We start from the raw sequence: 25,444 nt of genomic DNA, 5'->3' as shown, positions 1-25,444 counted from the left end.
CATGCTGCGGAGTCTCCCTAAATCCGCCGGCGGTATTCTGAGCTATTTTACACGCCACCGCACGCTTTCGAACCTGTTGCTCGTTTTACTGCTGGTTTTGGGTGCCGCAGCAATTCCCAATATGCGGGCGCAGTTCTTTCCTGACGTGATTATTGATCGGGTCTCGGTCTCTGTGGAATGGGAGGGGGCAGGCCCGGAAGATATCGACAGTGCGATCATACAGGCGCTTGAGCCTGCGCTCTTGGCTGTGGATGGTGTCGAAAGTTCCAGCGCGACATCACGAGAAGGCAGCGCAAGTATTTCGCTGGATTTCGAACCTGGCTGGGATATGGCACGCGCTGCGGATGACGTGCAGGCCGCCGTGGACGGCGTGACAACCCTGCCCGAAGACGCCGAAGATCCAGACGTACGTCGCGGTGCGTGGCGCGATAGGGTTACAGATGTGGTCATCACCGGTCCAGTTGCGCCGCGGCAGCTGGGGCTGTTTGCGGATGAGCTGATCACCCGTCTGTTTGAGGTCGGCGTCACCCGAACCACCATTCGAGGTGTGGCCGCTCCGCAGACTATGGTGGAGGTGCGCTCTGCCAGCCTGATCGCCCATGACATCGCCATGAGTGATATTGCCGCCGCCATCGCCGCAGAAGTGGATGCCAATCCTGCCGGTGATGTAAGCCGTGCCAATGCCCGTATCCGTACCGGCAGCGAAAAACGCACCCCCGAGGAACTGGCGGGTATTGTATTGCGAACCAACGCCGATGGGTCGGCGCTGACAATTGGCGATGTTGCGCAAATCCGGGTTGAGGGCGTTGATCGCAACCGGTCGTATTTTGTGGGCGAAAACCCGGCAATGTCGATCCGGATAGATCGTTCGGATCAGGGCGACGCCATTAATATTCAGCACCAGGTCGAAGATGTCGTGCAGGAGATGCAGGCGAGCCTGCCTGAAGGGGTCAGCGCGGCGCTGATACGAACGCGGGCCGAGGCCATTTCCGGACGTCTGGATATCCTGCTCGACAATGGGTTGATGGGGCTGGGATTGGTTCTGGCGCTCTTGTTTTTGTTTCTCAATGCGCGCATAGCGTTCTGGGTGGCGGCAGGTATACCAGCGGCGATGTTTGCGGCCGTGGCGCTGATGTACATGGCTGGGCTGACCATCAATATGATCAGCCTTTTTGGGTTGATCATCACGCTGGGCATTGTGGTGGACGACGCGATCGTGGTTGGGGAACACGCCGATTTTCGTGCGCGCCGCCTAGGGGAGCACCCTGTTGTTGCCGCCGAGAACGCTGCGCGACGCATGGCGATGCCGGTTTTTGCGGCGACGCTGACCACGGTGATTGCCTTTTTTGGGTTGGTATCGATTGGTGGTCGCTTTGGCGATCTGATCCGCGACATCCCATTGACGGTGATTGCTGTGTTGGCCGCCTCGCTGATCGAATGCTTCCTGATTCTGCCCAATCACCTGTCCCATGCGCTTGCCCATAGTGCCAAGGAACACTGGTATGACCTGCCCAGCCGCGTGGTCAATCGCGGCTTTCGCAAAGTGCGTGATCATCTGTTCCGCCCGCTCATGGCGCTGGTGGTGCGGGGCCGATATGTCGTGCTGGCTGGGGCGCTGGTTATCCTGGCCAGCCAGATGGCACTGTTCATCGGTGGTGAGGTCAAATGGCGGTTTTTCAACGCGCCGGAACGGGGATCTGTCACCGGTAATTTCGCCATGAGCGAAGGGGCGGACCGTGACGATACGCTGGCCATGATGCGCGAAATGCAGCGCTCTGTGAATGCGCTTGGTGCCGAATATGAAGAGCGCTACGGGCGCAATCCGATTGATTTTGTAATGGCAGAGGTTGGCGGCAATGCTGGACGCGGGTTGGCGGGCGTCGACACCAAGGACCGTGATCTTCTCGGTGGTATTTCTATCGAACTGATCGATGCGGATTTGCGACCCTATTCCAGTTTTGCCTTTGTGGCGGCCTTGCAGGACAGCGTGGTGCGGCATCCGCTGGCCGAAACGCTGTCGTTCCGTGGCTGGCGATCCGGGCCGGGCGGCGATGCGCTGGACGTAGAGTTCAGTGGTGCTGCTGTGGACGTGTTGAAAGCGGCTTCGGAAGATCTCAAAACAGCGCTGACCCGGTATTCAGAAGTTTCGGCGGTTGAGGATAATCTGGCGTATGACAAGGAAGAGCTGGTTCTGGAACTGACGCCGCAGGGACGGGCGCTGGATTTCACGGTTGCGACTCTTGGGCGGGCCTTGCGGGCGCGTTTGAACGGGATTGAGGCGGCGACCTATCCCGATGGACCGCGCAGTGCGGCGATCCGGGTGGAACTGCCCGAGGGTGAACTGACGGCGGATTTCCTGGAGCGTACTTTGATGCGCAGCCCGGCGGGGATCTACTTGCCGCTTGCAGATATCGTGTCGGTGACACAGCGTACCGGGTTTTCGACAGTCCGGCGGGAAAACGGCGTGCGGGTGATCAGCGTTACAGGCGATATATCCGAGGATGACCCAACCCGTGCCGAAGCCATCGTGACAGCGCTGGAGGACGAGATTCTGCCCAATATCGCCAGTGAGAGGCAGGTGGATTGGCGATTGTCCGGGCTGAGCGAGCAGGAAAACGACTTTTTAAATGATGCGCGTACCGGGCTGATCCTGTGCCTGACAGGGATCTACCTTGTGCTGTCGTGGATTTTTGCCAGCTGGACGCGCCCCTTGGTGGTGATGGCGATCATTCCCTTTGGTTTGGTCGGGACGATTTGGGGTCACTACCTGTGGGAGGTGCCGCTGTCGATGTTCACGGTGGTTGGCCTGCTTGGGATGACAGGGATCATTATCAACGATTCCATTGTATTGGTGACCACCATAGATGAATATGCCGAAGAGCGCGGGCTGATCCCGTCGATTATAGATGGCGCAGCGGATCGGTTGCGGCCGGTGATGCTCACAACTTTGACCACCGTTCTTGGGTTGGCACCGCTGATGTATGAAAGCTCCCAACAGGCGCAGTTTCTGAAACCCACGGTGATCACGCTGGTCTATGGCCTTGGTTTTGGGATGTTCCTTGTGCTGTTGGTCGTGCCAGCGTTGATTGCGGTTCAGGCGGATGTGGCGCGACCCTTTGCCGCCTTACGTCGGGCGACGCGTCAGAAGGCGGGTGATCTGCGCTGGCTGACCTTCGGGCTGGGTGGGGCGCAGGTGACCTGGTTGGGGCTGTCGCTTGGTTATGCGATGGCAACAGGTGTGGTGCACCCGATCCTTAGCAGCCTGCTGCCTGCTCTTGCTGATATGGATCCGGTGAGGGCGGGTGGTCTGCTTTTCCTGTTTGGCGCGCTGGTATTAACGTTGGGGGGCTACCTGCTTGGTCGTTTGACGGCGAAGCGCGCGCGTCGAGTCTAAGTCAAGTCAGCGGGCGAGACGTTGCATGTCGCGCTGGGCGAGCACTGCCACATCGGCAACCTGATCAATCAGCCTCCGATCTGGATCTCCGGCCATGCCCTGCAACAGTGTTTCGACTGCGATCCACTCGGCCTGTAGCGCGTCGTCGTCGGCGCTGGGTTGACCGGAAACATAGTCACATAGCACCGCAACCAATAGATATTGCCGCTGAACCACGCCAGCGTCATCGCGTAGCATCACGTCAAGATGGGTGAGCACATGGCGGGGCGTGGCGGTTACACCGGTCTCTTCTTGCAACTCGCGTGCAGCTGCTTCCATCGCGGTTTCGCCAAGTTCAACATGGCCACCAGGAAAGCCCCACCAGCCCGCGTTGGGAGGTGACTTACGCTGAACCAGGATCACATGATCACGACCCTGACGCGAATGACAGACCACTGCAAGCGCCCCTAATACGGGTCGTTGCGGAGATTTGGGCGCGGCGGTTTTGCGGGTCATGGCAGGGTCCGATATGTCGGTTTGTCTGCCTGTTAGTGCCGGGTGCAGCCGTGAATGTCTACTGCGCGGTTGCTTCCCAATACCGTGAATCGCATCTGCGAACGATCAACGGCAAAAGGGCCGCCATCGGCAGAGATGATCTCCGTTCTTGCGGTCAGCTGATTGCCCTGACGCTTGGTGGTCGTTTCCGTGGTTGCCAGCGTCGGCGCGCCAGGTTCGATGACCACGACCTCTTGCCCCCCGGCTGGGGGCATCGTGATATGTGCGGTCAATTCCATACCGTAGCGGCTGGGTTTCAGATCGCAGCTGGCCGTTCGAACACCCGCTTCTTTGGCGGACAGAGGACGATCTGCGAGGGCAGCAACAATCGCCGGATTGCGGCGACTGCCCGGTTTCAGATCCTGATCAAAACGTAATTCCGCAGGCACACAGATATCGTTGCAAATCCCAAGCTGCATACGCCCCTTTAGGCGAACAGGCTGACCTGGGTTCGCCGGGGTGATTTCGACTGGCAGCACAAGCTGATCGTGATATCCAATTGTGCGGAAGCCAGAGGTGAGAAACACATCTGGCGTTGGCCATTTTATCGAGACCGAAGCGATATTGCGCGATCCTTTCCAGCTGAACTGCGGCGGGATTCCTGCATCACCAGGCGCGCGCCAGTAGGTTTTCCAGCCTTGCGACAGGGTCAGTCGTAGCGCGCCCATCTGTGTCCCACGTTTGGTCGCGCCGCCATCCAGAATTTGCAGCTGCACGATGTCGGACATTTGTTCCGCCTGTGTCGCGGCAGGCAGGGTCAACAGGACTGTCGCCACCAGCGAGCCAAGAAGCAGGGCGGTTGCCCTGAGTGTTCTGACAGAACGCGCGATAGCGGAGGGTGCGGTGAAGCTGGTCATGCCAGCTTACATGCGCATTTCCGCCGGAATTGCCAAGTCACGTTCAAGTCAGCAGCAGTCAGCCGTGGCTTTGATGTCGGTTGGCCTTGAACCTCTGCCTGCGGGTGGCCATTGTGATGGGGTGCAGATACGCCAACTGGTGACAGCTGGCGGCAATAACAAAAGGACGACAGGTGCAAATGGATCTTACCGGCGAACTGCTGATTGCGATGCCCGGCATCGGTGACACACGGTTTGAGCATTCGCTGATATTACTGTGCTCTCACGAAGATGACGGTGCCATGGGTCTGATCGTGAATAAACCCGCAGAAGGGGTGGATCTGTCGAACCTGCTGGAACAGCTGGAAATCAGCCCTCGCAGCGCCGAAGAGGCTGCGTTGCCGGTGCGCTTTGGCGGCCCGGTCGAGACGCAGCGCGGTTTTGTGCTGCATTCACCTGAATATAAATCCAATGTCAGTTCGCTTAGGGTTTCCGAAGCCTTTTCGATGACCGCAACAGTGGACGTGTTGGAGGATATCGCAGCCGGACGAGGCCCGGAGCAGTTGATGGTTATGCTGGGATATGCGGGCTGGGGTCCGGGCCAGCTGGAGAGTGAAATCGCCAGCAATGGCTGGCTGACCGCGGCGGCAACGCCGGATGTCGTGTTCGCACTGCCTGATGATGCCAAATGGGAGGCCGCCTTGCGCTCGCTTGGGGTGGATCCACTGACCCTGTCGACCAGTGCCGGTCACGCCTGATCCGCAGATCGCTGTGGGCACCGCTTGTCACCTTTTGGTCGACGCTAGCGCGGAGCAGCAGCGCGGGCGAGCCGGTCATTGATCGCGGCCCCCAGACCGTGGTTGGGAATAGGGGCGACGGCGATCGGACGCTGCATGGCATCCAACGTGTGAAAATGTCCAAAGAGATTGGCCGCTGCTTCGCGCAGATTGCCGCTGATCGACAGGTTCAGATCACAGGGAACCGGCCCAAAGCCAAGGTAAAGCTCGTCTTTTTCCGGCTGGGTTACCCCAAGGCGCACGGGGGCCTGCGGCGCATAATGTGACAGCAACTGGCCCGGTGCAGTTAATGGGTCTGTAACATCACGCGGGGCTAGGGCATGGCCGAGGATGGCGTCGATGTCTTCCTGCGCCAGTCCGCCGGGCCGAAGCAGCAGCGGGGTGTCGCCAGCAAGCCCCACAATGGTGGATTCCACGCCAACACCGCAAGGACCATCATCAACCACCGCGGCGATGCGCCCGTTCAACCCTGCCATCACATGTCCTCTTGTGGTTGGGCTGATCCGCCCGGAGGGATTGGCAGAGGGGGCCGCAACGGGACCGTCGAGCGCAGCCAGCAGGGCGCGCGCTGTCGGATGCGCCGGGATGCGAATGCCAAGCGTGTCCAGCCCGGCGGTGACCAGTGGCGAAATCCCGTGCCCCTGCCGCAGCGGCAAGACCAGCGTCAGCGGACCGGGCCAAAATGCCTCTGCTAGTTTGCTCGCTGTGTCAGACCAGATTACGTGGCGCTGTGCCGCCTCGATTGAGTGCATATGCGCTATAAGCGGGTTGAAGCTGGGCCGACCCTTGGCCGCATAAAGCGCTTCGACAGCATTGCTTTGGCGGGCGTCAGCGCCGAGGCCATAGACTGTTTCGGTGGGAAACGCGACCAATGCGCCTGTGTGGAGCAGATCCGCAGCAGTGCGGATATCCTGTGACGTTGCGGACAGGATACGGGTTTGAGAACTGTGCATGGTTGGTGACGCGGCGTTTTGGTTGCTTGAATAGGGGGCCCGGTTAGGTAATCGGACAAGACGTTTAACATAAAGGTTTGGGGCAATGATGCCAAGGCTGCCCCGACCCGCCCTTTGAAAGAGGCCAGACATGACCTTCCGTGCGCCCGTTCCTGAGTATCAGTTTCTTTTGGATCACATCGTTGGTTTCAGCGACATCACTGCAACGGATCGTTTCGCTGAGGCAGGCGAAGACGTGACGACAGCGATCCTGACGGAAGCCGGTAAACTATGTGACGAGATCATGGCGCCGTTGAACCGTGGCGGGGACTTACAGCCTGCGCATCTGGAAAACGGCGTTCTGCGCAGCTCACCGGGGTACGCCGAAGGCTGGTCGGCCATCGCTGCCGGAGGCTGGATTGGGATGAGCGCATCCGAGGAGTTCGGGGGTATGGGGCTGCCGATGACCCTGACCACAGCTGTGAATGAGATGATGTCTGGCGCGTGTCTCTCGTTGCAACTTGCCCCGCTAATGAGTCAGGGTCAAATCGAGGCATTGGAGCATCACGCAAGCGACGACATCAAGGCGTTGTATTTGCCGAAGCTGATTTCCGGCGAGTGGTCGGGCACCATGAACCTGACAGAACCGCAGGCCGGTTCGGATGTCGGCGCGCTGACTTCCAAGGCCGAGCCACTGGATGATGGCACCTACGCGATCAGTGGCCAAAAGATTTATATTTCCTGGGGGGACAATGATTTTGCGGGAAATATCTGCCATCTGGTGCTGGCGCGGCTGCCCGATGCAGCGCCTGGTACCAAGGGGATCTCGCTGTTTTTGGTGCCCAAATATCTACCCGATTCAGAGGGCAATCCCGGCAAGGCCAATACGCTAAAAGTGGTCAGCCTTGAGCATAAGATGGGCCTGCACGGCTCGCCAACTTGTGTGATGCAGTATGATGACGCCATTGGTTGGATCATCGGCAAACCCGGTGGTGGTTTGGCGGCCATGTTCACCATGATGAACAACGCCCGTCTTGGTGTCGGCGGGCAGGGGGTTGGCATTGCCGGTGCGGCGTATCAAAAGGCGCTGTCCTACGCGTTGGAACGCAGGCAGGGCAGATCGGCCTCGGGCACCATCGTTGACCACGCAGATGTGCGCCGGATGTTGATGGAGATGAAGGCGGATTTGTTTGCCTCACGCGCGATCCTATTGGCCTGCGCCCAAGCCATTGATATGCAAACTGCCACCGGCATGCAGGATTGGGCTGCAAGGGCAGCCTTTTTGACCCCTATCGCCAAGGCCTTTGGCACCGAAACGGGTATGCGGGTGGCTGAAACTGGCGTGCAGGTGCATGGCGGTATGGGCTTTATTGAGGAAACCGGGGCGGCACAGTATTATCGCGATGTCCGGGTGACCGCTATCTACGAAGGTACCAACGGTATTCAGGCGATGGATCTGGTGGCGCGCAAAATGATGGATGGTGGTGATATGGCCCATCGCCTGATTGACGAGATCGAAGAGCAGGCAGAGCGGGCCCGCACAACGCACCCCAATATGGCCGAAGCTGTATGGCAGGCCTGCGAATCCCTGCGCGAGGGGACCGAATGGCTTACGGCACAGGGGGACATGGATGACCGTTTTGCCGGGGCCGTACCGTTCCTTCACGCCTTTGCTCGCGTGTTGGGGGGACACTATCATCTGGCGGCGGCGATGGCAGATCTGGGCGGGCCGCGCGAAAAGCTGGCCCGCTTTTACATCAATCGACTGCTGCCGGAACACGCGTCATTGCTGGCCCATGTGCAATCCGGGGCGGAGGGTGCGCGCGCCCTCACGCTGGACGAGTTGGCTGACGGATGACCAGCCCCCGCCCTCAAGGTCCGTGGAGCGAGCCCCCCGCCTCCGGCGAGGCGATTGAGGTCGCCGAGGGGGTCCTGTGGATGCGGCTGCCGCTGCCAATGAAGCTGGATCACGTCAATGTCTATGCATTGGATGACGGCGATGGCTGGACAATTGTCGATACCGGCATGTCCTCTAACAAGACCCGCCGTATCTGGGAGCAGTTGATGGCGGGACCTTTGGGCGGCAAACCTGTGGGCCGCGTGGTGGTGACCCATCATCACCCTGATCACATCGGCAATGCCGGTTGGTTTCAGTCTGTTCATGGTGCTGAATTGGTGACCACGCGGACCGCGTGGTTGTTTTCGCGCATGCTGACGCTGGATGTGCAGGAAAACTGGCCTGAGGAAACGCTGAGGTTTTACCGCAGCGCGGGCATGGCCCCCGAAATCTACGACGCACGGGTGGCGGAACGACCCTTCAATTTCGCTGATACGGTCTACCCGATGCCGTTGGGTTTTAGCCGTATTCAGCAGGGAGATGTGTTTCGCATGGGGGGGCGTGATTGGGATGTCCATATGGGCAACGGTCATGCGCCGGAACATGCGACATTCTGGAGCCGCGATGACAATTTGGTGATAACCGGCGATCAAGTCCTGTCCTCTATCAGCCCCAATATCGGGGTTTATGCCACCGAGCCGATGGCGGATCCGGTGGCCGAATGGCTGGAAGCCTGCGAGCGGCTGGCTCCATTGACGCGGCCCGATCAGCTGGCCCTGGGCGGGCATAAGCTACCATTTCTCGGCCTGCCGCATCGAATGACGCAGCTGATCGACAATCATCACGGCGCGCTGGCGCGGTTGCTGGAACATCTGGATGAACCGAGGACTGCTGCTGAGTGCTTTGGACCGCTGTTCAAGCGCAAGATCGGCGGCGGGGAATACGGGCTTGCTTTGGTCGAGGCGGTGGCCCATGTAAATCATCTGTACCATTTGGGTCAGGTTGATCGCAGTCGCCGTGCCGACGGAGCCTGGCTCTACCAGCGTAAGGGGTGATCGCCCCTAGAAAGGGAGAGGTCATGACTGACGAAATCGCAACCAGCGCCGAGGCTGCCGAGGCTGCCGTTTTGCCCTGCGTTCACGAGGTCCATTCCGACCCTAATGCTTGCAATGGGATCGTGACGGTGCCAGAGCCGCTGCAAAAACCGGTCGACAACAAAAGCGCTGCACGCTGGGCGTATGAGCGGTTGATCCTTTATATCAAGAACTTTGAAGAGCAGCTGGACGGCGAACAGGAGGTCGCAATGGGGTTTGCCGGCGGCGATGCCGGTGTGATGCGGATCGAAGGAATGGGTTATTTCGATCCCGATATTATCACCTATTATGGCAGCGATACCAGCGGTGCGCGCACCCAGCTTGTGCAGCATGTCAGCCAGCTGAACGTGATGCTGCGGGCGCTGCCCAAGCGCAACGAAGCCGCCCCGGCCAACCGCATCGGGTTCCGGCTTGTCTCTGATCTTGAGGCCGATGCGGCTGAGACCTGACTGGCGCTATGGTGTTGCGGGTGCGCTATCAGTCCTGCAGGCCCTGTCTGCATCGGTGGCGATTGCGTCTGATGATATGCCCCCCGGTTTATGGAATCGGTCAGAAGGCGCTGCGCACCGTGGATTGATGCAGGTGGCCCGCGAAGCCGGACACAAACCTAGCCCCTTTGTCACCGATGGGTGCAGTGGCGGGCTTTCCGCGATATGGCGACAATTGTCTGGCCAGCCAGATCCAAACCTGGGTGCAGCTGGTGGTCCACCGTTTGAGACTTGCTGCGTCGCCCATGACCGCCGGTATCATAATGCAGATGGGGCAACAGACGCGGTTGCGAGCCAAATCGCCCGGCTGCAGGCGGATGTGGCTCTACGCAGCTGTGTAGAGACGAGACTGACCGATCTGGGGGGGGTTGCGACACCCATAGCCAGCGCCATGTACCACGCGGTGCGATTCGGTGGAGGCCCTTGTAGCGGGTTGAGCTGGCGGTGGGGCTACGGCTACGACGCCTGCGACGCGGTGTTCAGGCCCGTTTTTGGCGAAGATGCGCGGGATTGACGTGGTGACAGGGCCTGTGAAATCCAGTATCCAGCGAAAAACAGATGCGAATAGGAATGGACACATGGCTGACCATAAACACGGTTCGATGGATATTACCGTTCAGGAAAAAACCTATAACGGCTTCCTCAAATTCACCACACGGTTCTGCATCGCAGCGCTTATCTTTGTGGTGTTCCTTGCCGTATTCGCAACCTGATCCGTGACGGACACTGATCTTTGTGGACGCTGGGGCGTTCGCCGACTGGCAACAGGACTGCGGATTGCAGCCCTGACCGGTGCGCTTGCGGTGATGACAGCTTGTGCGGCACAGCAGCAGCCCAATGCGGATGATGCGACATTGCAGCGCGTGGCCTATCGCGACAGTGGGCCGCCGTCTCTCACCCTTTATACGATGATCAACAATCGTACCGGGAAGGGCGCGCATACCTCGCTGATGATTAACGCGTCCGAGCGGGTGATTTTTGATCCAGCTGGCTCTTTCTACGCGGATGTGGTGCCAGAGCGCGACGACGTGTTGTACGGCATTACACCCGGAGTGGAAAAAGCCTATCGCGGATCGCACGCACGCAGTACCCATCACGTGGTGGTGCAGACGGTCGAGGTGACACCAGAACAGGCGCAGCGGGCCTATCAGCTGGTCACTCGCAATGGCCGTGTGCCCGGTGCTTTTTGTGCCAATGCCACAGCCTCGATCCTGAAGAAAATTCCCGGCTTTGAGACAATTGATGTGACGTTCTATCCCGGCAAACTGTCGGAGCAATTTGCAACATTGCCCGGTGTTACAACGCGCAGTTATCGTGAAAACGACAGTGCAGATCTGAAAGAGGGTCTGGCCAAGAACAACGCGGTGTTGAACGCAGGCGGCTAAATCGCACGCGTACATACAACCTATCGCAATTGGCAAAGCCGCAGGATTACCTGCGGCTTTTGTTGTATCATGACCTGTTCTGGTGGCCCTTAGCCTACAAACAGAAACAGTACCAAGAAGCCAGCGGCGCCACCCCCCATGGCGATCAGCACATTCCGGCTCAGATAACCAAGTGCAAAGACAGCGGTGGCGACCGCGATATGGGGCAGGCTGGGCGTTCCGCCGGTTGGTGTAGGCCATGCCACCAAAGGGGCGACCAGCGCGGGAATGATTGCCACAGCGGTGTAGCGCAGGTGGCGCATCAGCCACGGCGGCATTGTGCGTCCACCCATCAGCCCGATAAAGGCGAAACGCAAGGCGAAACTGCCGAGCGCAAGTCCGATAATAATGGTCCACAGAAGGGCTTGATCCGGCGCCTGGGTCATGCAGTATCCTTTGCAAAAACTCGATTTTCGCGGCGCTTTTCGATCCAGACTTCTGCCTGTGCACCGGCCATCATCCCAACCAGTCCAGCTACGATCAGTCCCAGATTGTAGGGCAGCGCAGTTGCCGGCAGGGCGGTCAGTATGGCCGTGAAACATGCGATGACATGGGCGGGTGTGCGCAGCATCGGGCCGATCATGGCCAGGAACGCAAGTGGCAGCACAAAGTCGAGCCCCCAACTGGCAGGGATCTGCGCCCCGACGAGAGCCCCGACAAAGGTCGCCAGCATCCAGCACGGTGCTACGCAACCGTTGGTGCCAAAGAAATACGCCATACGCTGTGGCAACGTCATCTGCGGGTGGGTTTCAAACTGCACAATTGACAGTGCGTAGGACTGATCAACTGTCAGGTAGGCTGCGCAGGCCCGCTGCCACAACGGCGCGTCGCCCAGATACGGGGTGAGCGAGGCTGAATACATCGCCACTCGCAGATTGACGGCCAGGGCAGATATCAGAATGATCACCAACGGCGCGTTTTCCTGCATTAACTGCAAGGCGGTGAATTGCGCTGAACCTGCAAAAACCGAGAGTGAAAAGACCATTGCTTCTGGGACAATCAGACCGGCTTCTACCGCCAGAACGCCAAACAACAGGCCAAATGGTCCCGACACCAGCATGAAGGGTGCACCATCACGAAACCCCTTCCAAAATGCAGATTTCGTGGTGGTGATTGCCATGATCTGGTCCTAGGTTATTCGAAATTGGCATAGCGCCACGAGCGGAGGTTTGCAATTGACGAAGGTGGATGACGGCTTGGAGCTCGCGTCGCTTCTGGACGAGTATCTGATTGCACCAAACCCTGAGAATGCGCGTCTGACACGGGCTGTCGAGGGTGTCGACCACAGCGGTATGGTGACGCAGATTTCCGTGGTCGAAGAGCGCCCGCTGACAATCTATCTCAACCGCCAGGAAATCGTCACGGCCATGACAATTGGCGACTATCCAGATTATCTGGCGCTGGGGTTCCTGCGCAATCAGGGCATGTTGCATGATAGTGATGTGATCACTGCGATTGACTATGACGAAGAGCTGGAAACAGTTGTGGTGCGGACCGAAGTGGAGACCTCTTACGAGGAAAAACTACAGAAAAAGACGCGTACATCGGGCTGTGCAGTCGGGACAGTTTTTGGCGATATGATGGAAGGTCTGGAAGGCGTTCGCCTGCCGGAAGTTGAGGTGCGGAGCTCCTGGCTTTATGCGCTGGCACATAAGATCAACCGCACGCCTTCACTGTATCTGGAGGCCGGTGCGATCCATGGCACTATTTTATGCCAACAGGATCGTCCGTTGGTTTATATGGAAGACGTCGGCCGACACAATGCAGTCGATAAAATCGCGGGTTGGATACAGAGCACAGGTACAGATGTTTCTGACAAGATCCTTTATACGACTGGGCGCCTGACCTCTGAGATGGTGATTAAGACCGCGATGATGGGTATTCCTGTTTTGGTTTCGCGTTCGGGATTTACCGCGTGGGGCGTGGAAATTGCGCGCGAGGTCGGCCTGACTCTGATCGGACGAATGCGAGGGAAGCGGTTCATTTGCCTGTCAGGCGAAGACCGTCTGCTCCGGGACATTGACCCGAAGAATGCGCCGGAAGAACACAAGAAACATCGGCGGAAAAGTTCGGACGGTTAGGCGATTTACACGTGAAGTTCGGGCCGGAAAACCGATGTTTCCGGCTGCGGAAGGGGATAACATGGCAGAACAGAAGATATTGGGCGTGATCCTTGCGGGCGGTCTGGCCACTCGGATGGGCGGCGGCGACAAAGGACGGCTGGAGATCGGCGGCGAGAGCCTCTTGTCGCGCGTCGTGGACCGGCTGTCAGCGCAGGTCCCTGATCTCGCGCTCAATGCTAATGGTGATCCCACGCGTTTCGCTGATCTGGGTCTGCCGGTTCTGGGTGACTCGGTTGACGGTTTTTCCGGACCGCTGGCGGGTGTTCTCGCGGGGCTGGACTGGGCGGCAGAGCAGGGAGCGGACGAGATCGTTACCGCTGCCGCAGACACGCCGTTCTTCCCAATGGATCTGGTTGCCCGGCTGACGGATGCAGCAGAGGGCATGACCCATCCGCTGGTGCTCGCCACAACACCGCGCAGTGGGAAAGAGGCGCTGAAATCCGGCGGCAGGGGGCGTGTAAATCGCCACCCGACCTTTGGGCTTTGGCCTGTTGCCCTGCGCGACGATCTGCGCGCCGCACTCGAGGATGGGTTGCGCAAGGTCGTTTTGTGGACCGACCGCCATGATGGGCGAGAAGCGTTGTTCGTAGCAGAGCCTTTTGATCCGTTCTTCAACGTCAATACACCAGAAGATCTGGAACGTGCAGAGGCGTTGCTGACATGAAGATCTACGGTGTCACCGGGTGGAAAAATTGCGGTAAAACCGGATTAATGGAGCGTCTGGTGGCAGAGTTCTGCCATCGCGGTCTAAGCGTTTCAACGTTGAAACATGCGCACCACACCACGGATGTGGACCAGCCTGGCACTGACAGTTACCGGCACAGAACTGCGGGTGCGGCTGAGGTGATCCTGGCCTCGCCCAACCGTATTGCCATCATGCAAGAGTTGCGCGGTGCCCGGGAACCCAGCTTTACCGAGTTGCTGGCGCGGCTGCGCCCGGTGGATCTGGTGCTGGTCGAGGGCTTTAAGCGTGAATCCCACCCTAAGATCGAGGCCTATCGCACCGCGGCAGGGCAATCATTGATTGCGCCGGGTGATCCGTCGATCCGTGCTGTGGCCAGCGATATCCCGCTGCATCTTGATGGGCCAGTCTTTGATCTGGATGACACCGTGGCGATCGCTGATTTTATCTCAGCTGAGCTGCGGCTGTGACCCCATGGCAGAGCTTTGCGATGGTGGATTGGTCCGGTGGCAATGACCGTGGACCGACGCCATGCAAGGATGCCATCTGGACCTGTGTTGTGCACGCTGGCCTTGCAGAGGCTCCAGTCTACTTGCGCAACCGCCAACAGGCCGAGGATTGGCTGATCACGCTGATCGAAGCCGAGCTAGCAGCAGGGCGTAGGCTGATGTTGGGGTTTGATTTTCCCTTTGGCTATCCTGCTGGGTTTGCACGGGCGTTGACCGGCTCTAGTGATCCGCTGACGCTCTGGAACTGGTTCGAAACCCGTGTTGAGGACTGTCCTGAGACCAACAATCGTTTTGATGTCGCGGCAGAGATTAATCACCGGTTTGGTGGCCGGGGGCCATTCTGGGCCAATGCGCTGGCGCGTGATATTGAAGGCCTGCCACGTCGCAAGGACAGCTATCGCAATCCGTTCCCAGAGCGCCGCGCGGTCGAGTATCTGGCCAAAGGCAGCTTTACATGCTGGCAGATGGCGGGTGCGGGTGCGGTGGGAAGCCAGATCATGATGGGTCTGCCTGTTCTGGCGCGTTTGCGGCGACGTTTTGCCGGGCAGGTTGCGACCTGGCCCTTTGAAGTATTGGACAGGCCAATCGCCTTTGTGGAAATCTGGCCCTCGCTGAATCTGGGTCAGCCGCCTGCCGGACTCATCAAGGATGCCTGGCAGGTCCAACAGGTCGCGCTGGAACTCAGCCGCTTGCCTGTGGCAGAACTGGAGCACCGTCTTGATATCAAGGCGCCCGAAGAAGGCTGGATTCTGGGAGTGGAACCAAAATGACCCTTGCCCCACCGCCATTGCGGAATGATTGTTTCGCCCTGCCCGCGGGGGTTGACTGGACGCCTGTGGACGATGCGCTTGCCTATCTGCGCGACCGATTAAGCGTGGTGACCACCGTTGAAACCTGCGCGCTGGACGGTGCATTGGGGCGGATACTGGCCGAGGATCTGGTAGCACGGCGCAGCAATCCACCGCAGCCGAACACCGCCGTTGACGGCTACGGGTTTGCTGGCGCGATTTCAGCAGGCCCACAGCACCTGCCCCTGATCTCGGGACGCGCGGCTGCGGGGCAGACCTATGATCATCGGGTTCCTGCGGGGCATGCTATTCGCATTCTGACCGGTGCGGCGCTTCCCGATGGAGTGGAGACCGTTATTCTGGAGGAGGATGTCACCTGTGACGGCTCGGGCATCGCGTTTCACGGCCCGTTGAAACAGGGTTCCAACACCCGCAAGGCGGGCGAGGATGCCAAGGCCGGAGAGGTGATCCTGCGCCGCGGGCGTGTGGTGACCCCGGCTGATCTTGCATTGGCATCTGCCACGGGGGTCGCGGACCTCTCGGTTTACCAACGTCTGCGCGTTGGTGTGCTCTCGACCGGGGATGAGCTGGTTGAGCCGGGAGAGGATGCAGGGGCCGGGCAGATATTTGATGCCAATCGCCCGATGCTTCTGGGGCTTTTGGCGCGGATGGGGTTTGTCTCGGTTGACCTTGGCAAAGCTGCGGATGATCGTGCGGCTCTGCACGGTCACCTTGACCGTGCGGCAGCAAATGTCGATGTGATCCTGACAAGTGGCGGTGCCTCTGCCGGGGATGAGGACCACATGTCCGCGATCTTGCGCGAACACGGTTCCATGCAGCACTGGCGGATTGCCTTGAAACCTGGTCGCCCGCTGGCGCTGGGGATGTGGCGGGGGACGCCAGTTTTTGGACTGCCTGGCAATCCGGTTGCCGCCATGGTGTGCACGCTGATTTTTGCACGTCCGGCAATGGCGCTAATGGCCGGGGCCAATTGGCAGGTACCACAGGGATTCGACCTGCCCGCTGCATTTGAAAAGCGCAAGAAACCGGGGCGACGTGAGTATTTGCGCGCCCGTGTTCGTGCCGGACAGGTCGAGGTGTTCAAATCCGAAGGGTCGGGGCGTGTCAGCTCGCTTAGCTGGGCCGAGGGTCTGGTGGAGTTGGGGGATGGTGCGGCCGAGATCAAGCCAGGAGACCGCGTGCGTTTCATTCCCTATGCCAGTTTCGGGGTCTAGGGGAACTAAGTTCAGGCGCGTCTAATCAAAGGTGCCTGCGACTCGGCCCAAGAGCATGAAGGCACGCGCGGTGCGGGTATCACCAAGCGAAGATATATCGCTGTCGCTGGCGTCTTCCTCGAATGCGGCCAACATCTGATCGAACCGACGCAAAAAATGATGTGCTGCATCGCGAAAGATCGGGTCTTGTTTCATCCTCGCTGCGGTCAACGCAAGTGAGCTGCGGTCACGTACTCCGCCCAGGGCGGCCACTGCGCGACCACGGGTCCCTTGCGCAAACTGTCGCCAAATTTCGGGGCGGGCCATATCCGGGCGCAGGTCGTCCATATATATACCGTCCTGGCTGAGCAGAGTCAGCACGTCTTGTGCTGCTTGGATTATCTGCGCGGCCTTGCGGTCTTGAAGGGCCAGTCGAAGGGCGGCAAAGCCCTCTTCGTCCTCGGCCGTTTCAGGAAAATTCAATGCGCGGATCAGCTGCTCGGACGGAAGCGGGGCTGCGAGATCTTCGGCTGGGGTTCCCAGCGCTAACAGGCCCTGGTCCGTCGTGTCCGCGCTGTTGGCAGCGGGTGTCGAAATGCCGGGCATAGGGCGGTCCCGGCGGCTGGTGTGAAAGGTGGCCAACGCGGTTTCCGTTTTGCGGGTCGCGGCGGCGATTTCATCCAGCTTGCGGGTAACCGAGGGTTCGGAGACCGATGCAGCCTGTTGTGCATGAGCGATATAGGTGTTGCGTATACCGTCGATGGCTGCGTGCAGACGCTCAGATTCCTCGCGCATTACCCGCGCAGATCGCAGCGCTATGGCGCCTACCCAGATCAGTAGTACCGGCAGCAGAATGACCGCAACGCGCAGCAGCACGTCAGGCCAGCTGGTCGCCACAGTCGCTGAGGGATCCTGCGCACCGCCCAGAACGTAGATGGCCACAACCACCAAAAACCACAGTGCACTGAGACCAAGTGCGGCGGCTTCGATTGCCCCAATGGTCGATTGTTCCGGCGACGTATCAAGGGCGCTGGTGGGCGGCGTGGCGGCGGTGGAACTGGTACGGGTCATACTGTTGCTCGGAAACAGAGGTTGGCTAAGGGTGGCTTATGTCGCAGGAGACGACAGTGGATCTGGAGCAATCGGCACCCGTTGCAGGCGCCGATCGGGGGTCTGAGGTCAGGCAAAAACGATCTTGAGGATTTCATAGGCGCGATCCCCACCTGGGGTGCGAACTTCGACGCTGTCGCCTTCATCTTTGCCAATCAAGGCGCGGGCAATGGGTGATTTGATATTCAGCAGGCCCGCTTCGATGTTGGCTTCATGCTCACCTACGATCTGCCAGGTTTTTTCCTCGTCGGTGTCCTCGTCCACAACGGTCACCTTAGCACCGAATTTGATCGCGCCCGATAGCTTTGCGGGGTTGATCACATCGGCCAGGGAGAGAATGCCTTCCAGCTCTTTGATGCGGCCTTCGATGAAAGACTGCTTTTCACGGGCGGAATGATATTCTGCGTTTTCCGACAGGTCGCCCAGTTCGCGAGCTTCGGCGATAGCCTTAATAATCGCTGGGCGTTCTACCGATTTCAGATTCTTCAGCTCAGCTTCTAGGGCGGCGTGACCCGTGGGGGTCATCGGGATCTTTTCCATGTCTGTGTCCAGATATCGTGTCAGGTTTTGCCACCGGTCGTGGCGGTTCGCGTCTATAGGAAAACCGGTTTGTCCCACTGCCGAACTGACAGCGGGACAAACCGGTTGTGTCGCAATTACCTGACCCAATCCTGCCGCCGAATGCAAGAGGGCGGGGTTGCCTGTCCACAGCGATTTCATGCCAACAGGCGGAAAACTCCGCTTTTTTAGACTTCCCCGGATTGAGGGGTGGCAAAAAACTGACAATGTGTCGGCAAGCTTAGGTCCGGTTTTGTCTCTATCGCGGCCGCGTCTTTATGCGGTCAGGGAACCTCCGGTAGGGTGGATGTTTTGCCGGTGATGCTGTGGCGGGGCACCCGTGGCCGGGGATCCAGCCGCTGCAGCAAGCTGATCAGACGGCTGATCGGGGAAGAGTGTCGGATCCGTTGCAGCTGGCGTGTCGTCGCGCGCTGCTGTGAGAGCATCGTCGGGGGGGAGTGCCGCCGCTGGGTGGGTAAAACCGCGCGCGGGCGACTGCTGTGCCAAAGAAGATCAAGCATCATATTGTACCACCTCGAATTCGATATTGTCCCGGTCTCGGAAATAGAACCTGCGACCCGGTTCGTAGTCGTGATGCTCGCCTGGCGTGAAGCCAGCCGCGCGGACCCGTGTTTCGACGGCGTCCAAATCATCGACAACAACGGCGATGTGGTTGAGCCCCCCGTTGATGGCATAACTGGTCGGGGCCTTGGCCAGGGGTTCCGGGGGGCAGTACAGCGCCAGATAGCTGTCAGCCTCGCCCACGTGCAGGCTGTAGCCGCCGCTGATGGCCTCCCCCTGCCAGCGAATGTGCCAGCCAAAAACATCCTGCATCCAGGCGGCAGTGCTCTCGGGAGAGGACACGGTGATGTTTGCGTGTTCAAGACGTACGGTCATGTCAGGCTCCTTTGTGTTTTCTCTTGCCTGATAGAGTCGTAATTTCTAAACCTAACTTTAGCTCAAGCACTTTTTTGGTGTTTTGTGATTTTTCTCAGTCCGCAGGCTGAGACGCGACGGAATCTCAGGGACTGGTAGGGAGTATCTCATGGCTGCATCTCACGGGTTGACCATCGGCTATCTGGCGGAGCGGACGGGCCTGGCGGTATCGGCAATCCGCTACTATGAGGCACAGGGGCTGGTTGAGCCTTGGCGTAATACGGGTGGGCAGCGGCGGTTTCACCGGGCGGATCTGCGGCGGTTGAGTTTTATTATGATCGCGCAGAAGTTCGGCTTCACACTGCCGGAGATTCGCGACTTTCTCAAAAGCCTGCCTGGGGGTCGTACCCCGACCAAGGCCGACTGGACCAATCTGTCCACCGCTTTTCGCAGCCATCTGGATGCCCGAATCGAAACGCTGGAGCGTTTGCGCGATAACCTTGACGGCTGCATCGGTTGCGGCTGCCTGTCCTTGCCCACCTGCAAGCTGTACAATCCCGATGATGCGGCCGCTGCCAAAGGGCAGGGACCGCGCTATCTGATGGGGGATAAGCCCTCAGAAACGGTGAACGACGGGAATTCGCTACCAAATGACGAAATCTGACGCCCGAATTGTCGCAATCGAGGGTTCTACAGCAGTGTAACGTAGAGTTTGGATTGACCAGTGCCTCTGCCACCCGCTAAGCAACCGCGAAACAAAATTACGCCAAGGACACGCCACCCGCATGGGTTGGCCCTGAACCACAGCCAAGGAGCCCGCAATGGCCGAGATTGAACGTGAAGCGATGGAATACGACGTTGTGATCGTTGGGGCAGGCCCGGCTGGTCTGTCTGCGGCGATCCGATTGAAACAATTGGACAGCGACTTGCAGGTTGTGGTGCTGGAAAAAGGCTCCGAAGTGGGCGCGCATATCCTGTCCGGTGCGGTGCTGGACCCGTGCGGTCTGGATGCGTTGATCCCTGATTGGAAGGACAAAGGCGCGCCGCTGAACGTGCCGGTCAAGGACGACAATTTCTACATGTTGGGTGAAGCGGGTCAGATTCGCATCCCCAACTTCCCCATGCCACCATTGATGAACAACCACGGCAACTACATCGTGTCCATGGGCAATGTCTGCCGCTGGATGGCGGAGCAAGCCGAAGAGCTGGGCGTCGAGATTTTCCCGGGTATGGCGTGTTCCGAGCTGGTTTACGGCGACAACGGCGAAGTCAAAGGCGTCGTTGCCGGTGTCTTTGGCTTGGAGGCGGATGGTTCTTACGGTCCCAACACTGAGCCGGGGATGGAACTGCACGGCAAATACGTGTTCCTGTCCGAAGGTGTGCGCGGTTCGCTTTCCAAGGAAGTGATCGCCAAATACGGCCTCTCTGATGACAAAGAGCCGCAGAAATACGGCGTTGGCATGAAAGAGATCTGGGAGATTGATCCCGCCAAGCACAAAGAGGGCTCTGTCACCCATACGATGGGTTGGCCGCTGGGCTCCAATGCTGGCGGCGGGTCCTTCATCTATCATCTCGACAACAATCAGGTTTACGTGGGGTTTGTGGTCCACCTGAACTACAAGAACCCGCATCTGTATCCGTACATGGAGTTTCAGCGCTTCAAGCATCATCCGATGGTCGCCGAGCTGCTCAAGGGCGGCAAACGGGTGGCCTATGGTGCGCGTGCGATTACCGAGGGCGGCTGGCAGGCAATGCCGAAACTGGTCGCGCCCGGCGTGGCGCTACTGGGTTGTTCGGCAGGCATGGTCAACGTGCCGCGCATCAAGGGCAACCACAACGCGATGCTGTCGGGCAAGGCCGCAGCAGAAGCCGCATTTGACGCAATCAAAGCGGAGCGTTCGGGTGACGAACTGGCAGCTTATGAGGTCGACGTGCGTGAGGGGGCGATTGGCGCTGATCTGAAAAAGGTCCGCAACGTCAAACCGATGTGGTCGAAGTGGGGGCTGACTGCCTCTCTCATGTTGGGTGGTCTGGATATGTGGACCAATACCCTTGGCTTCTCGCTGTTCGGCACGCTGGGTCACGGCAAGAATGACGCCGAATCCACCGAAGAGGCCGACAAGCATAAACCCATCGATTACCCTAAGCCCGATGGCACGCTGTCCTTTGACAGGCTAACCAATGTCGCCTTTGCGGCAACCAATCACGAGGAAAGCCAGCCTTGCCATCTGCGTCTTGGCAATCTGGACACACCGGTCAACGTGAACCTGCCGAAATACGCAGAGCCAGCGCAGCGCTACTGCCCTGCTGGGGTCTATGAGGTGGTCGAAAAGGATGGCAAGCCGGAGTTTGTGATCAACTTCCAGAACTGCGTTCACTGTAAGACCTGCGATATCAAGGATCCGAGCCAGAATATCACCTGGGCGACACCGCAGGGGGGTGACGGGCCCAACTACCCGAACATGTGATCAGATCGCGATGGATATCGGCAGGTACTTGCCGGATTAATAGGGGTAGCCTACGGGCTGCCCCATTGCGTGTTGGGGGAGGGCGCTCTACGCTTTATGGCGAGGCAGATATCGACCAGTCATTAAGAGGAGGCCCCGCGTGCCCGTCCCATTTCTTCGCAGCCTGACCTGTGCAGCCGCTCTTGCCGCTGTCACTCCTCTGCCAACCCTGGTGCAGGCCGATGGGCTTGCCGGGGCGTATTTGGCAGCGCGAGCGGCCACGCTTGATAGCGATTATCAGGCTTCTGCCGATTACTATAACCGCGCGTTGGTGCGCGACCCGCAGAACCCGCTGCTGATGGAGCATGTGGTCTTTTCGCGCCTTGCGCTTGGGGATGTCAAAGGGGCTGCATCGGTGGCATCTCGACTCCGGGAGATGGGCGCGCGCAGTCAGGTTGCCAATATCGTGATGGCTGCTGATGCCGTTCAGAAAGAAACCTATCAGGCCATCATTGATCGCGAAGGACCGCAGCATGAAATCAATGCCTTGGTGGACGGGCTTATGCTGGGCTGGGCGCATTTGGGTGCTGGATCCGTTTCGGACGCGCTGGCGCAGTTTGATGAAATGGCAAAGAAAGAAGGACTTGGCCTCTTTGCACGTTACCATCGTGCGCTGGCGCTTGCCTCTGTCGGCGACTACGAGGGGGCCGAGACGCTGTTTGCGGCCGAGGATGGCCAGCTGACCAATACATCGCGCCGCGCTGTCATCGCCCGATTGGAAATCCTGTCGCAGCTGGGGCGTAATGAACAGGCACTGGAGGTTCTGACCGATGCCTTCAACGGTCAATTGGATCCCGGTCTTGCCACGCTGGCCCGGCGTCTAAAGGCGGGTGAGACGCTGCCCTACGCGCTGGCCGCCAATCCGAAACACGGCATTGCCGAAGTGTTCTTCACCATGGGTGCCGCGCTAAATGGCGAGATGGCGGATGACTACGTGCTGATGTACGCCCGTGTTGCCGCTGCCTTGCGCGAGGATCACGTGGATGCGCTGCTGCTTGCGGCAGAGTTGTTTGACCAGCTTGGCCGCTACACGCTCTCGATTGACCTCTATAAACAGGTGCCGCGTGATCACCCTGACTACCACGCGGCCGAATTGGGGCGCGCCGAGGCGCTGCGCCGCGCAGCCAAACCAGATGCGGCAGCGGAAGTGCTGCAACAGCTGGCCCGTGATTTCCCGAACGAGGCTCCTGTCTATACCAATCTTGGTGACCTGTTGCGGCAGCAGGAAGACTACAGCGGCGCAGTTGCTGCCTATGACACGGCGCTGGGCCTTATGGACGACAGTGTCGAGGGGCGTTGGTTTCTGCTTTATGCCCGTGGTATCTGCCATGAGCGATTGAAGAACTGGGAACAGGCCGAGACGGATTTCCGTGCAGCACTAACGTTGCGCCCGGATCAGCCGCAGGTGTTGAACTACCTTGGCTATTCGCTGGTTGAGAAACAGGTAAAGCTTGACGAAGCGCTGTCGATGATCGAACGCGCTGTCGCCGCACGCCCCGATGCCGGATATATCGTCGATAGCCTTGGCTGGGTGCTGTACCGTCTTGGTCGCTATCAGGACGCAGTTGGCCATATGGAAACCGCGGTTGAGTTGATGCCGGTCGATCCCGTGGTCAACGATCATCTCGGAGATGTTTATTGGGCCGTAGGGCGCGCCCGGGAAGCTGAGTTCCAGTGGAAACGGGCCTTGTCCTTTATCGACCCGGAAGACACCGATGGTGAAGCGGATCCTGAGCGGATTCGCCGTAAGTTGGAGCTGGGCCTGGATGCGGTGCTTGCCGAAGAAGGGGCTGCGCCTTTGAAGGTTGCGCATGACGGTTGAGGGGTTTGCTCCGGCCAAGATCAATCTGACGCTGCATGTGACGGGCCGACGTGCTGATGGCTATCATCTGCTCGATTCGCTGGTCGTGTTCGCCGATATCGGGGACCGGATTTTTGCAGAGCGCTCTGATCAGTTGTCTCTCAGCGTTGTGGGACCGATGGCTGCGGGTGTGCCAACGGGTGTCGGCAATCTGATGATGCAAGCGGCGGAGATGTTGTCACCGGGACGTGGTGCGGCTTTGGTGTTGGAAAAACACCTGCCGCCTGCTTCTGGGATTGGGGGAGGATCATCAGATGCAGCGGCGACGCTGCGACTGTTGTCTGAGCTGTGGAAAATCCCGGTCTTGGAGGCGGCTGAAACACTTGTGCTTGGGGCCGACCTTCCGGTTTGCATGCGGCCTAGTCCACAACGCATGCAAGGCATAGGAGAGCAGATTGTACCGGTTGCGAGTATACCTGATTGTGCCATCATGCTGGTAAACCCTGGTGTATCGGTGGCCACACCAGCGATCTTTCGAGCGCTGGGTCGGCGCGACAATCCGCCCATGCCAGACGTGCTTCCAACTTGGGGGGCAGCACGGGATCTCGCCGATTGGCTAAGAACACAACGCAACGATCTTGAGGCACCAGCGATCAGTATTCAGCCAGTGATTGAGGATGTCTTGCAAGCGCTTGCCAGCACAGAGGCGATATTCTCAGCCATGTCAGGGTCCGGCGCGACCTGCTACGCCCTGTTTGAGAGCAAAGAGGTGGCCCAGAAAGAAGCGGCGCGTCTGACGGAGGCGCGCCCTGACTGGTGGGTGCAATCTGGAATGCTTCTACGATAGCCGCAGAGCCGTCTGGATCGAAGGGACTGCAGCCATATCGTAAGATCAGGCGAGCCGCGCGACCACGTAGTCTGCCAGATCGTGCAGCATTTGGCGGATCGGATCGTTAGGCAAGGCGGTCAACGCATCCTGCGCCTTGGTCACCCATTCCATGGCATCACGGCGCGTTGCGCTCAGCGTGTCGTATTTATCCATCAGGGCCAGCGCATGATTTAGGTCGCCCTCATCTTGGCGGCCCTTTTCGATGGTACGCATCCAAAAGGCGCGCTCTTCCGCGGTTGCTTGTGCCACCGCTTTGATCACCGGCAGGGTCAGCTTGCGTTCGCGGAAATCGTCACCAACATTTTTACCAGTTGCCGTACTGTCGCCTTGATAGTCCAACAGATCATCGGCGATCTGAAAGGCAACACCAAGCGCATCGCCATAGGCAAACAGCGCATCAACCTGTGTTTCGGGTGCACCTGCGATGACACCACCCGCCTGGGTAGCGGCCGAAAACAAGGCCGCAGTCTTACCTCTGACGACCTGTAGGTAGATGGCTTCATCCGTTGCCAGATCGCTGGCCGCTGTCATTTGCAGCACTTCGCCCTCGGCAATAGTGGCCGATGCATTGGCCAGGATATCCAGGACCCGAAGCGAACCGGTCTCAACCATCAGTTGGAAACTGCGGGCAAACAGGTAGTCGCCAACCAAGACGGAGCTTTTGTTGTCCCAAAGCAAGTTTGCGGTTGGCCGTCCACGGCGTTGACCGCTTTCGTCCACCACATCATCGTGCAGCAGGGTCGCGGTATGAATGAATTCTACTGTAGCTGCCAGTTTTACGTGGTTATCGCCGCTGTAGCCACACAGACGGGCTGTCGCGAGCGTCAGCATCGGGCGTAGGCGCTTGCCGCCGGCCTCGACCAGATGTGCGGTGACTTCGGGAATGCGTGGTGCATGCTCCGAGGCCATTCGGGTCTGGATCAGCGTATTCACCGCTGCCATTTCGTTGCTGAGTGTCGCGGCCAGCATGTCATGCGGCTTTTGCGTCAGGACTTGATTCATCGTTTTCCCGCTTGCAAGGCTCGACAAGGCGCAGGCCTTGCCCTTAGAT

At 59.1% G+C, this 25,444-nt stretch carries 26 protein-coding genes; 17 read left to right on the top strand and 9 right to left on the bottom strand.

Translation table 11 applies throughout. The annotated features are described in order from the left end of the window. Position 1 precedes the first annotated feature (1 nt). Positions 2–3,394, top strand: coding sequence for an efflux RND transporter permease subunit (locus tag PhaeoP97_RS15035; protein WP_072505762.1), 3,393 nt, complete (start codon positions 2–4; stop codon positions 3,392–3,394). Positions 3,395–3,400: 6 nt separating this feature from the next. Here the strand turns inward: PhaeoP97_RS15035 and PhaeoP97_RS15030 are convergent, their stop codons facing one another. After that, positions 3,401–3,889, bottom strand: coding sequence for an NUDIX hydrolase (locus tag PhaeoP97_RS15030; protein ID WP_072505761.1), 489 nt, complete (start codon positions 3,887–3,889; stop codon positions 3,401–3,403). Positions 3,890–3,921: 32 nt separating this feature from the next. Continuing rightward, positions 3,922–4,785 (bottom strand): protein-disulfide reductase DsbD domain-containing protein, encoded by an 864-nt coding sequence (locus tag PhaeoP97_RS15025; RefSeq protein WP_072505760.1) that lies wholly within the window; start codon positions 4,783–4,785, stop codon positions 3,922–3,924. A 179-nt stretch (positions 4,786–4,964) separates the two neighbouring features. Here PhaeoP97_RS15025 and PhaeoP97_RS15020 point away from each other — a divergent pair, with 179 nt between their 5' ends. Beyond that, positions 4,965–5,522 (top strand): YqgE/AlgH family protein, encoded by a 558-nt coding sequence (locus PhaeoP97_RS15020; RefSeq protein WP_072505759.1) that lies wholly within the window; start codon positions 4,965–4,967, stop codon positions 5,520–5,522. Positions 5,523–5,566: 44 nt separating this feature from the next. Here the strand turns inward: PhaeoP97_RS15020 and PhaeoP97_RS15015 are convergent, their stop codons facing one another. Further along, complete coding sequence (locus PhaeoP97_RS15015) at positions 5,567–6,514, bottom strand: L-threonylcarbamoyladenylate synthase (protein ID WP_072505758.1); 948 nt, start codon at positions 6,512–6,514, stop codon at positions 5,567–5,569. 130 nt (positions 6,515–6,644) lie between these two features. Here PhaeoP97_RS15015 and PhaeoP97_RS15010 point away from each other — a divergent pair, with 130 nt between their 5' ends. From PhaeoP97_RS15010 to PhaeoP97_RS14985, 6 genes are all read left to right on the top strand, one after another. After that, positions 6,645–8,351, top strand: coding sequence for an acyl-CoA dehydrogenase family protein (locus PhaeoP97_RS15010; RefSeq protein ID WP_072505757.1), 1,707 nt, complete (start codon positions 6,645–6,647; stop codon positions 8,349–8,351). Continuing rightward, on the top strand, positions 8,348–9,385 hold the full coding sequence (locus PhaeoP97_RS15005) for an MBL fold metallo-hydrolase (protein ID WP_072505756.1): 1,038 nt from the start codon (positions 8,348–8,350) through the stop codon (positions 9,383–9,385). The genes PhaeoP97_RS15010 and PhaeoP97_RS15005 overlap by 4 nt, the downstream gene beginning before the upstream one ends. Positions 9,386–9,408: 23 nt before the next feature. Beyond that, positions 9,409–9,873 (top strand): DUF6173 family protein, encoded by a 465-nt coding sequence (locus PhaeoP97_RS15000; RefSeq protein WP_072505755.1) that lies wholly within the window; start codon positions 9,409–9,411, stop codon positions 9,871–9,873. Further along, entirely contained in the window at positions 9,857–10,426 is a 570-nt protein-coding gene (locus tag PhaeoP97_RS14995; protein ID WP_237028949.1) for a hypothetical protein, read from the top strand. The genes PhaeoP97_RS15000 and PhaeoP97_RS14995 overlap by 17 nt, the downstream gene beginning before the upstream one ends. A gap of 64 nt (positions 10,427–10,490) precedes the next feature. After that, a complete protein-coding gene (locus PhaeoP97_RS14990) occupies positions 10,491–10,625 on the top strand; it encodes an aa3-type cytochrome c oxidase subunit IV (protein WP_072505754.1) in 135 nt (44 codons plus the stop codon). A 93-nt stretch (positions 10,626–10,718) separates the two neighbouring features. Beyond that, positions 10,719–11,297 (top strand): hypothetical protein, encoded by a 579-nt coding sequence (locus PhaeoP97_RS14985; protein WP_420849011.1) that lies wholly within the window; start codon positions 10,719–10,721, stop codon positions 11,295–11,297. An 89-nt stretch (positions 11,298–11,386) separates the two neighbouring features. Here PhaeoP97_RS14985 and PhaeoP97_RS14980 read toward each other — a convergent pair whose 3' ends face one another. Continuing rightward, a complete protein-coding gene (locus tag PhaeoP97_RS14980; protein WP_072505753.1) occupies positions 11,387–11,722 on the bottom strand; it encodes an AzlD domain-containing protein in 336 nt (111 codons plus the stop codon). After that, positions 11,719–12,456, bottom strand: a complete 738-nt coding sequence (locus PhaeoP97_RS14975) for an AzlC family ABC transporter permease (protein WP_072505752.1) — start codon at positions 12,454–12,456, stop codon at positions 11,719–11,721. Before PhaeoP97_RS14975 ends, PhaeoP97_RS14980 begins: the two co-directional genes overlap by 4 nt. A gap of 55 nt (positions 12,457–12,511) precedes the next feature. Here PhaeoP97_RS14975 and PhaeoP97_RS14970 point away from each other — a divergent pair, with 55 nt between their 5' ends. From PhaeoP97_RS14970 to PhaeoP97_RS14950, 5 genes are all read left to right on the top strand, one after another. Beyond that, complete coding sequence (locus PhaeoP97_RS14970; RefSeq protein WP_420849010.1) at positions 12,512–13,417, top strand: formate dehydrogenase accessory sulfurtransferase FdhD; 906 nt, start codon at positions 12,512–12,514, stop codon at positions 13,415–13,417. Positions 13,418–13,478: 61 nt separating this feature from the next. Continuing rightward, positions 13,479–14,123: a molybdenum cofactor guanylyltransferase MobA gene (mobA, locus tag PhaeoP97_RS14965; RefSeq protein ID WP_072506511.1), complete on the top strand. Its 645-nt coding sequence runs from the start codon at positions 13,479–13,481 to the stop codon at positions 14,121–14,123. After that, the gene (gene mobB / locus PhaeoP97_RS14960; RefSeq protein ID WP_072505751.1) at positions 14,120–14,611 is read left to right on the top strand and encodes a molybdopterin-guanine dinucleotide biosynthesis protein B; all 492 of its coding nucleotides are present in this window, start codon (positions 14,120–14,122) and stop codon (positions 14,609–14,611) included. Before mobA ends, mobB begins: the two co-directional genes overlap by 4 nt. Beyond that, complete coding sequence (locus tag PhaeoP97_RS14955) at positions 14,608–15,420, top strand: molybdopterin guanine dinucleotide synthesis (protein ID WP_072505750.1); 813 nt, start codon at positions 14,608–14,610, stop codon at positions 15,418–15,420. The genes mobB and PhaeoP97_RS14955 overlap by 4 nt, the downstream gene beginning before the upstream one ends. Further along, the gene (locus tag PhaeoP97_RS14950; RefSeq protein WP_072505749.1) at positions 15,417–16,673 is read left to right on the top strand and encodes a molybdenum cofactor synthesis domain-containing protein; all 1,257 of its coding nucleotides are present in this window, start codon (positions 15,417–15,419) and stop codon (positions 16,671–16,673) included. Before PhaeoP97_RS14955 ends, PhaeoP97_RS14950 begins: the two co-directional genes overlap by 4 nt. A 21-nt stretch (positions 16,674–16,694) precedes the next feature. Here PhaeoP97_RS14950 and PhaeoP97_RS14945 read toward each other — a convergent pair whose 3' ends face one another. The 3 genes from PhaeoP97_RS14945 to PhaeoP97_RS14935 form a co-directional block, all read right to left on the bottom strand. Beyond that, complete coding sequence (locus PhaeoP97_RS14945; RefSeq protein ID WP_072505748.1) at positions 16,695–17,723, bottom strand: hypothetical protein; 1,029 nt, start codon at positions 17,721–17,723, stop codon at positions 16,695–16,697. 108 nt (positions 17,724–17,831) lie between these two features. Next, the gene (greA, locus tag PhaeoP97_RS14940; protein ID WP_072505747.1) at positions 17,832–18,302 is read right to left on the bottom strand and encodes a transcription elongation factor GreA; all 471 of its coding nucleotides are present in this window, start codon (positions 18,300–18,302) and stop codon (positions 17,832–17,834) included. Positions 18,303–18,833: 531 nt separating this feature from the next. Beyond that, entirely contained in the window at positions 18,834–19,217 is a 384-nt protein-coding gene (locus PhaeoP97_RS14935) for a VOC family protein (protein WP_072505746.1), read from the bottom strand. 148 nt (positions 19,218–19,365) lie between these two features. Here PhaeoP97_RS14935 and soxR point away from each other — a divergent pair, with 148 nt between their 5' ends. The 4 genes from soxR to PhaeoP97_RS14915 all read left to right on the top strand — a co-directional run bounded on the left by soxR (position 19,366) and on the right by PhaeoP97_RS14915 (position 24,351). Beyond that, complete coding sequence (gene soxR / locus PhaeoP97_RS14930) at positions 19,366–19,860, top strand: redox-sensitive transcriptional activator SoxR (protein WP_072505745.1); 495 nt, start codon at positions 19,366–19,368, stop codon at positions 19,858–19,860. A gap of 157 nt (positions 19,861–20,017) precedes the next feature. Beyond that, positions 20,018–21,664 carry an electron transfer flavoprotein-ubiquinone oxidoreductase gene (locus PhaeoP97_RS14925; protein WP_072505744.1) on the top strand — a complete coding sequence of 549 codons (1,647 nt, stop codon included), beginning with the start codon at positions 20,018–20,020 and terminating at the stop codon, positions 21,662–21,664. A gap of 139 nt (positions 21,665–21,803) precedes the next feature. Further along, positions 21,804–23,525, top strand: a complete 1,722-nt coding sequence (locus tag PhaeoP97_RS14920; RefSeq protein WP_072505743.1) for a tetratricopeptide repeat protein — start codon at positions 21,804–21,806, stop codon at positions 23,523–23,525. Further along, positions 23,515–24,351 (top strand): 4-(cytidine 5'-diphospho)-2-C-methyl-D-erythritol kinase, encoded by an 837-nt coding sequence (locus PhaeoP97_RS14915; RefSeq protein ID WP_072505742.1) that lies wholly within the window; start codon positions 23,515–23,517, stop codon positions 24,349–24,351. Before PhaeoP97_RS14920 ends, PhaeoP97_RS14915 begins: the two co-directional genes overlap by 11 nt. A gap of 45 nt (positions 24,352–24,396) precedes the next feature. On the opposite strand, the gene PhaeoP97_RS14910 is transcribed toward PhaeoP97_RS14915, so the two are convergent. After that, complete coding sequence (locus tag PhaeoP97_RS14910) at positions 24,397–25,395, bottom strand: polyprenyl synthetase family protein (RefSeq protein ID WP_072505741.1); 999 nt, start codon at positions 25,393–25,395, stop codon at positions 24,397–24,399. Positions 25,396–25,444: the final 49 nt, after the last annotated feature.

It is taken from the genome of Phaeobacter porticola (assembly GCF_001888185.1).
In the GTDB taxonomy this organism is placed as follows: domain Bacteria; phylum Pseudomonadota; class Alphaproteobacteria; order Rhodobacterales; family Rhodobacteraceae; genus Phaeobacter; species Phaeobacter porticola.
Note: the sequence above shows the minus strand (reverse complement) of the source record. Positions and strands in the feature narration are given on the sequence as shown.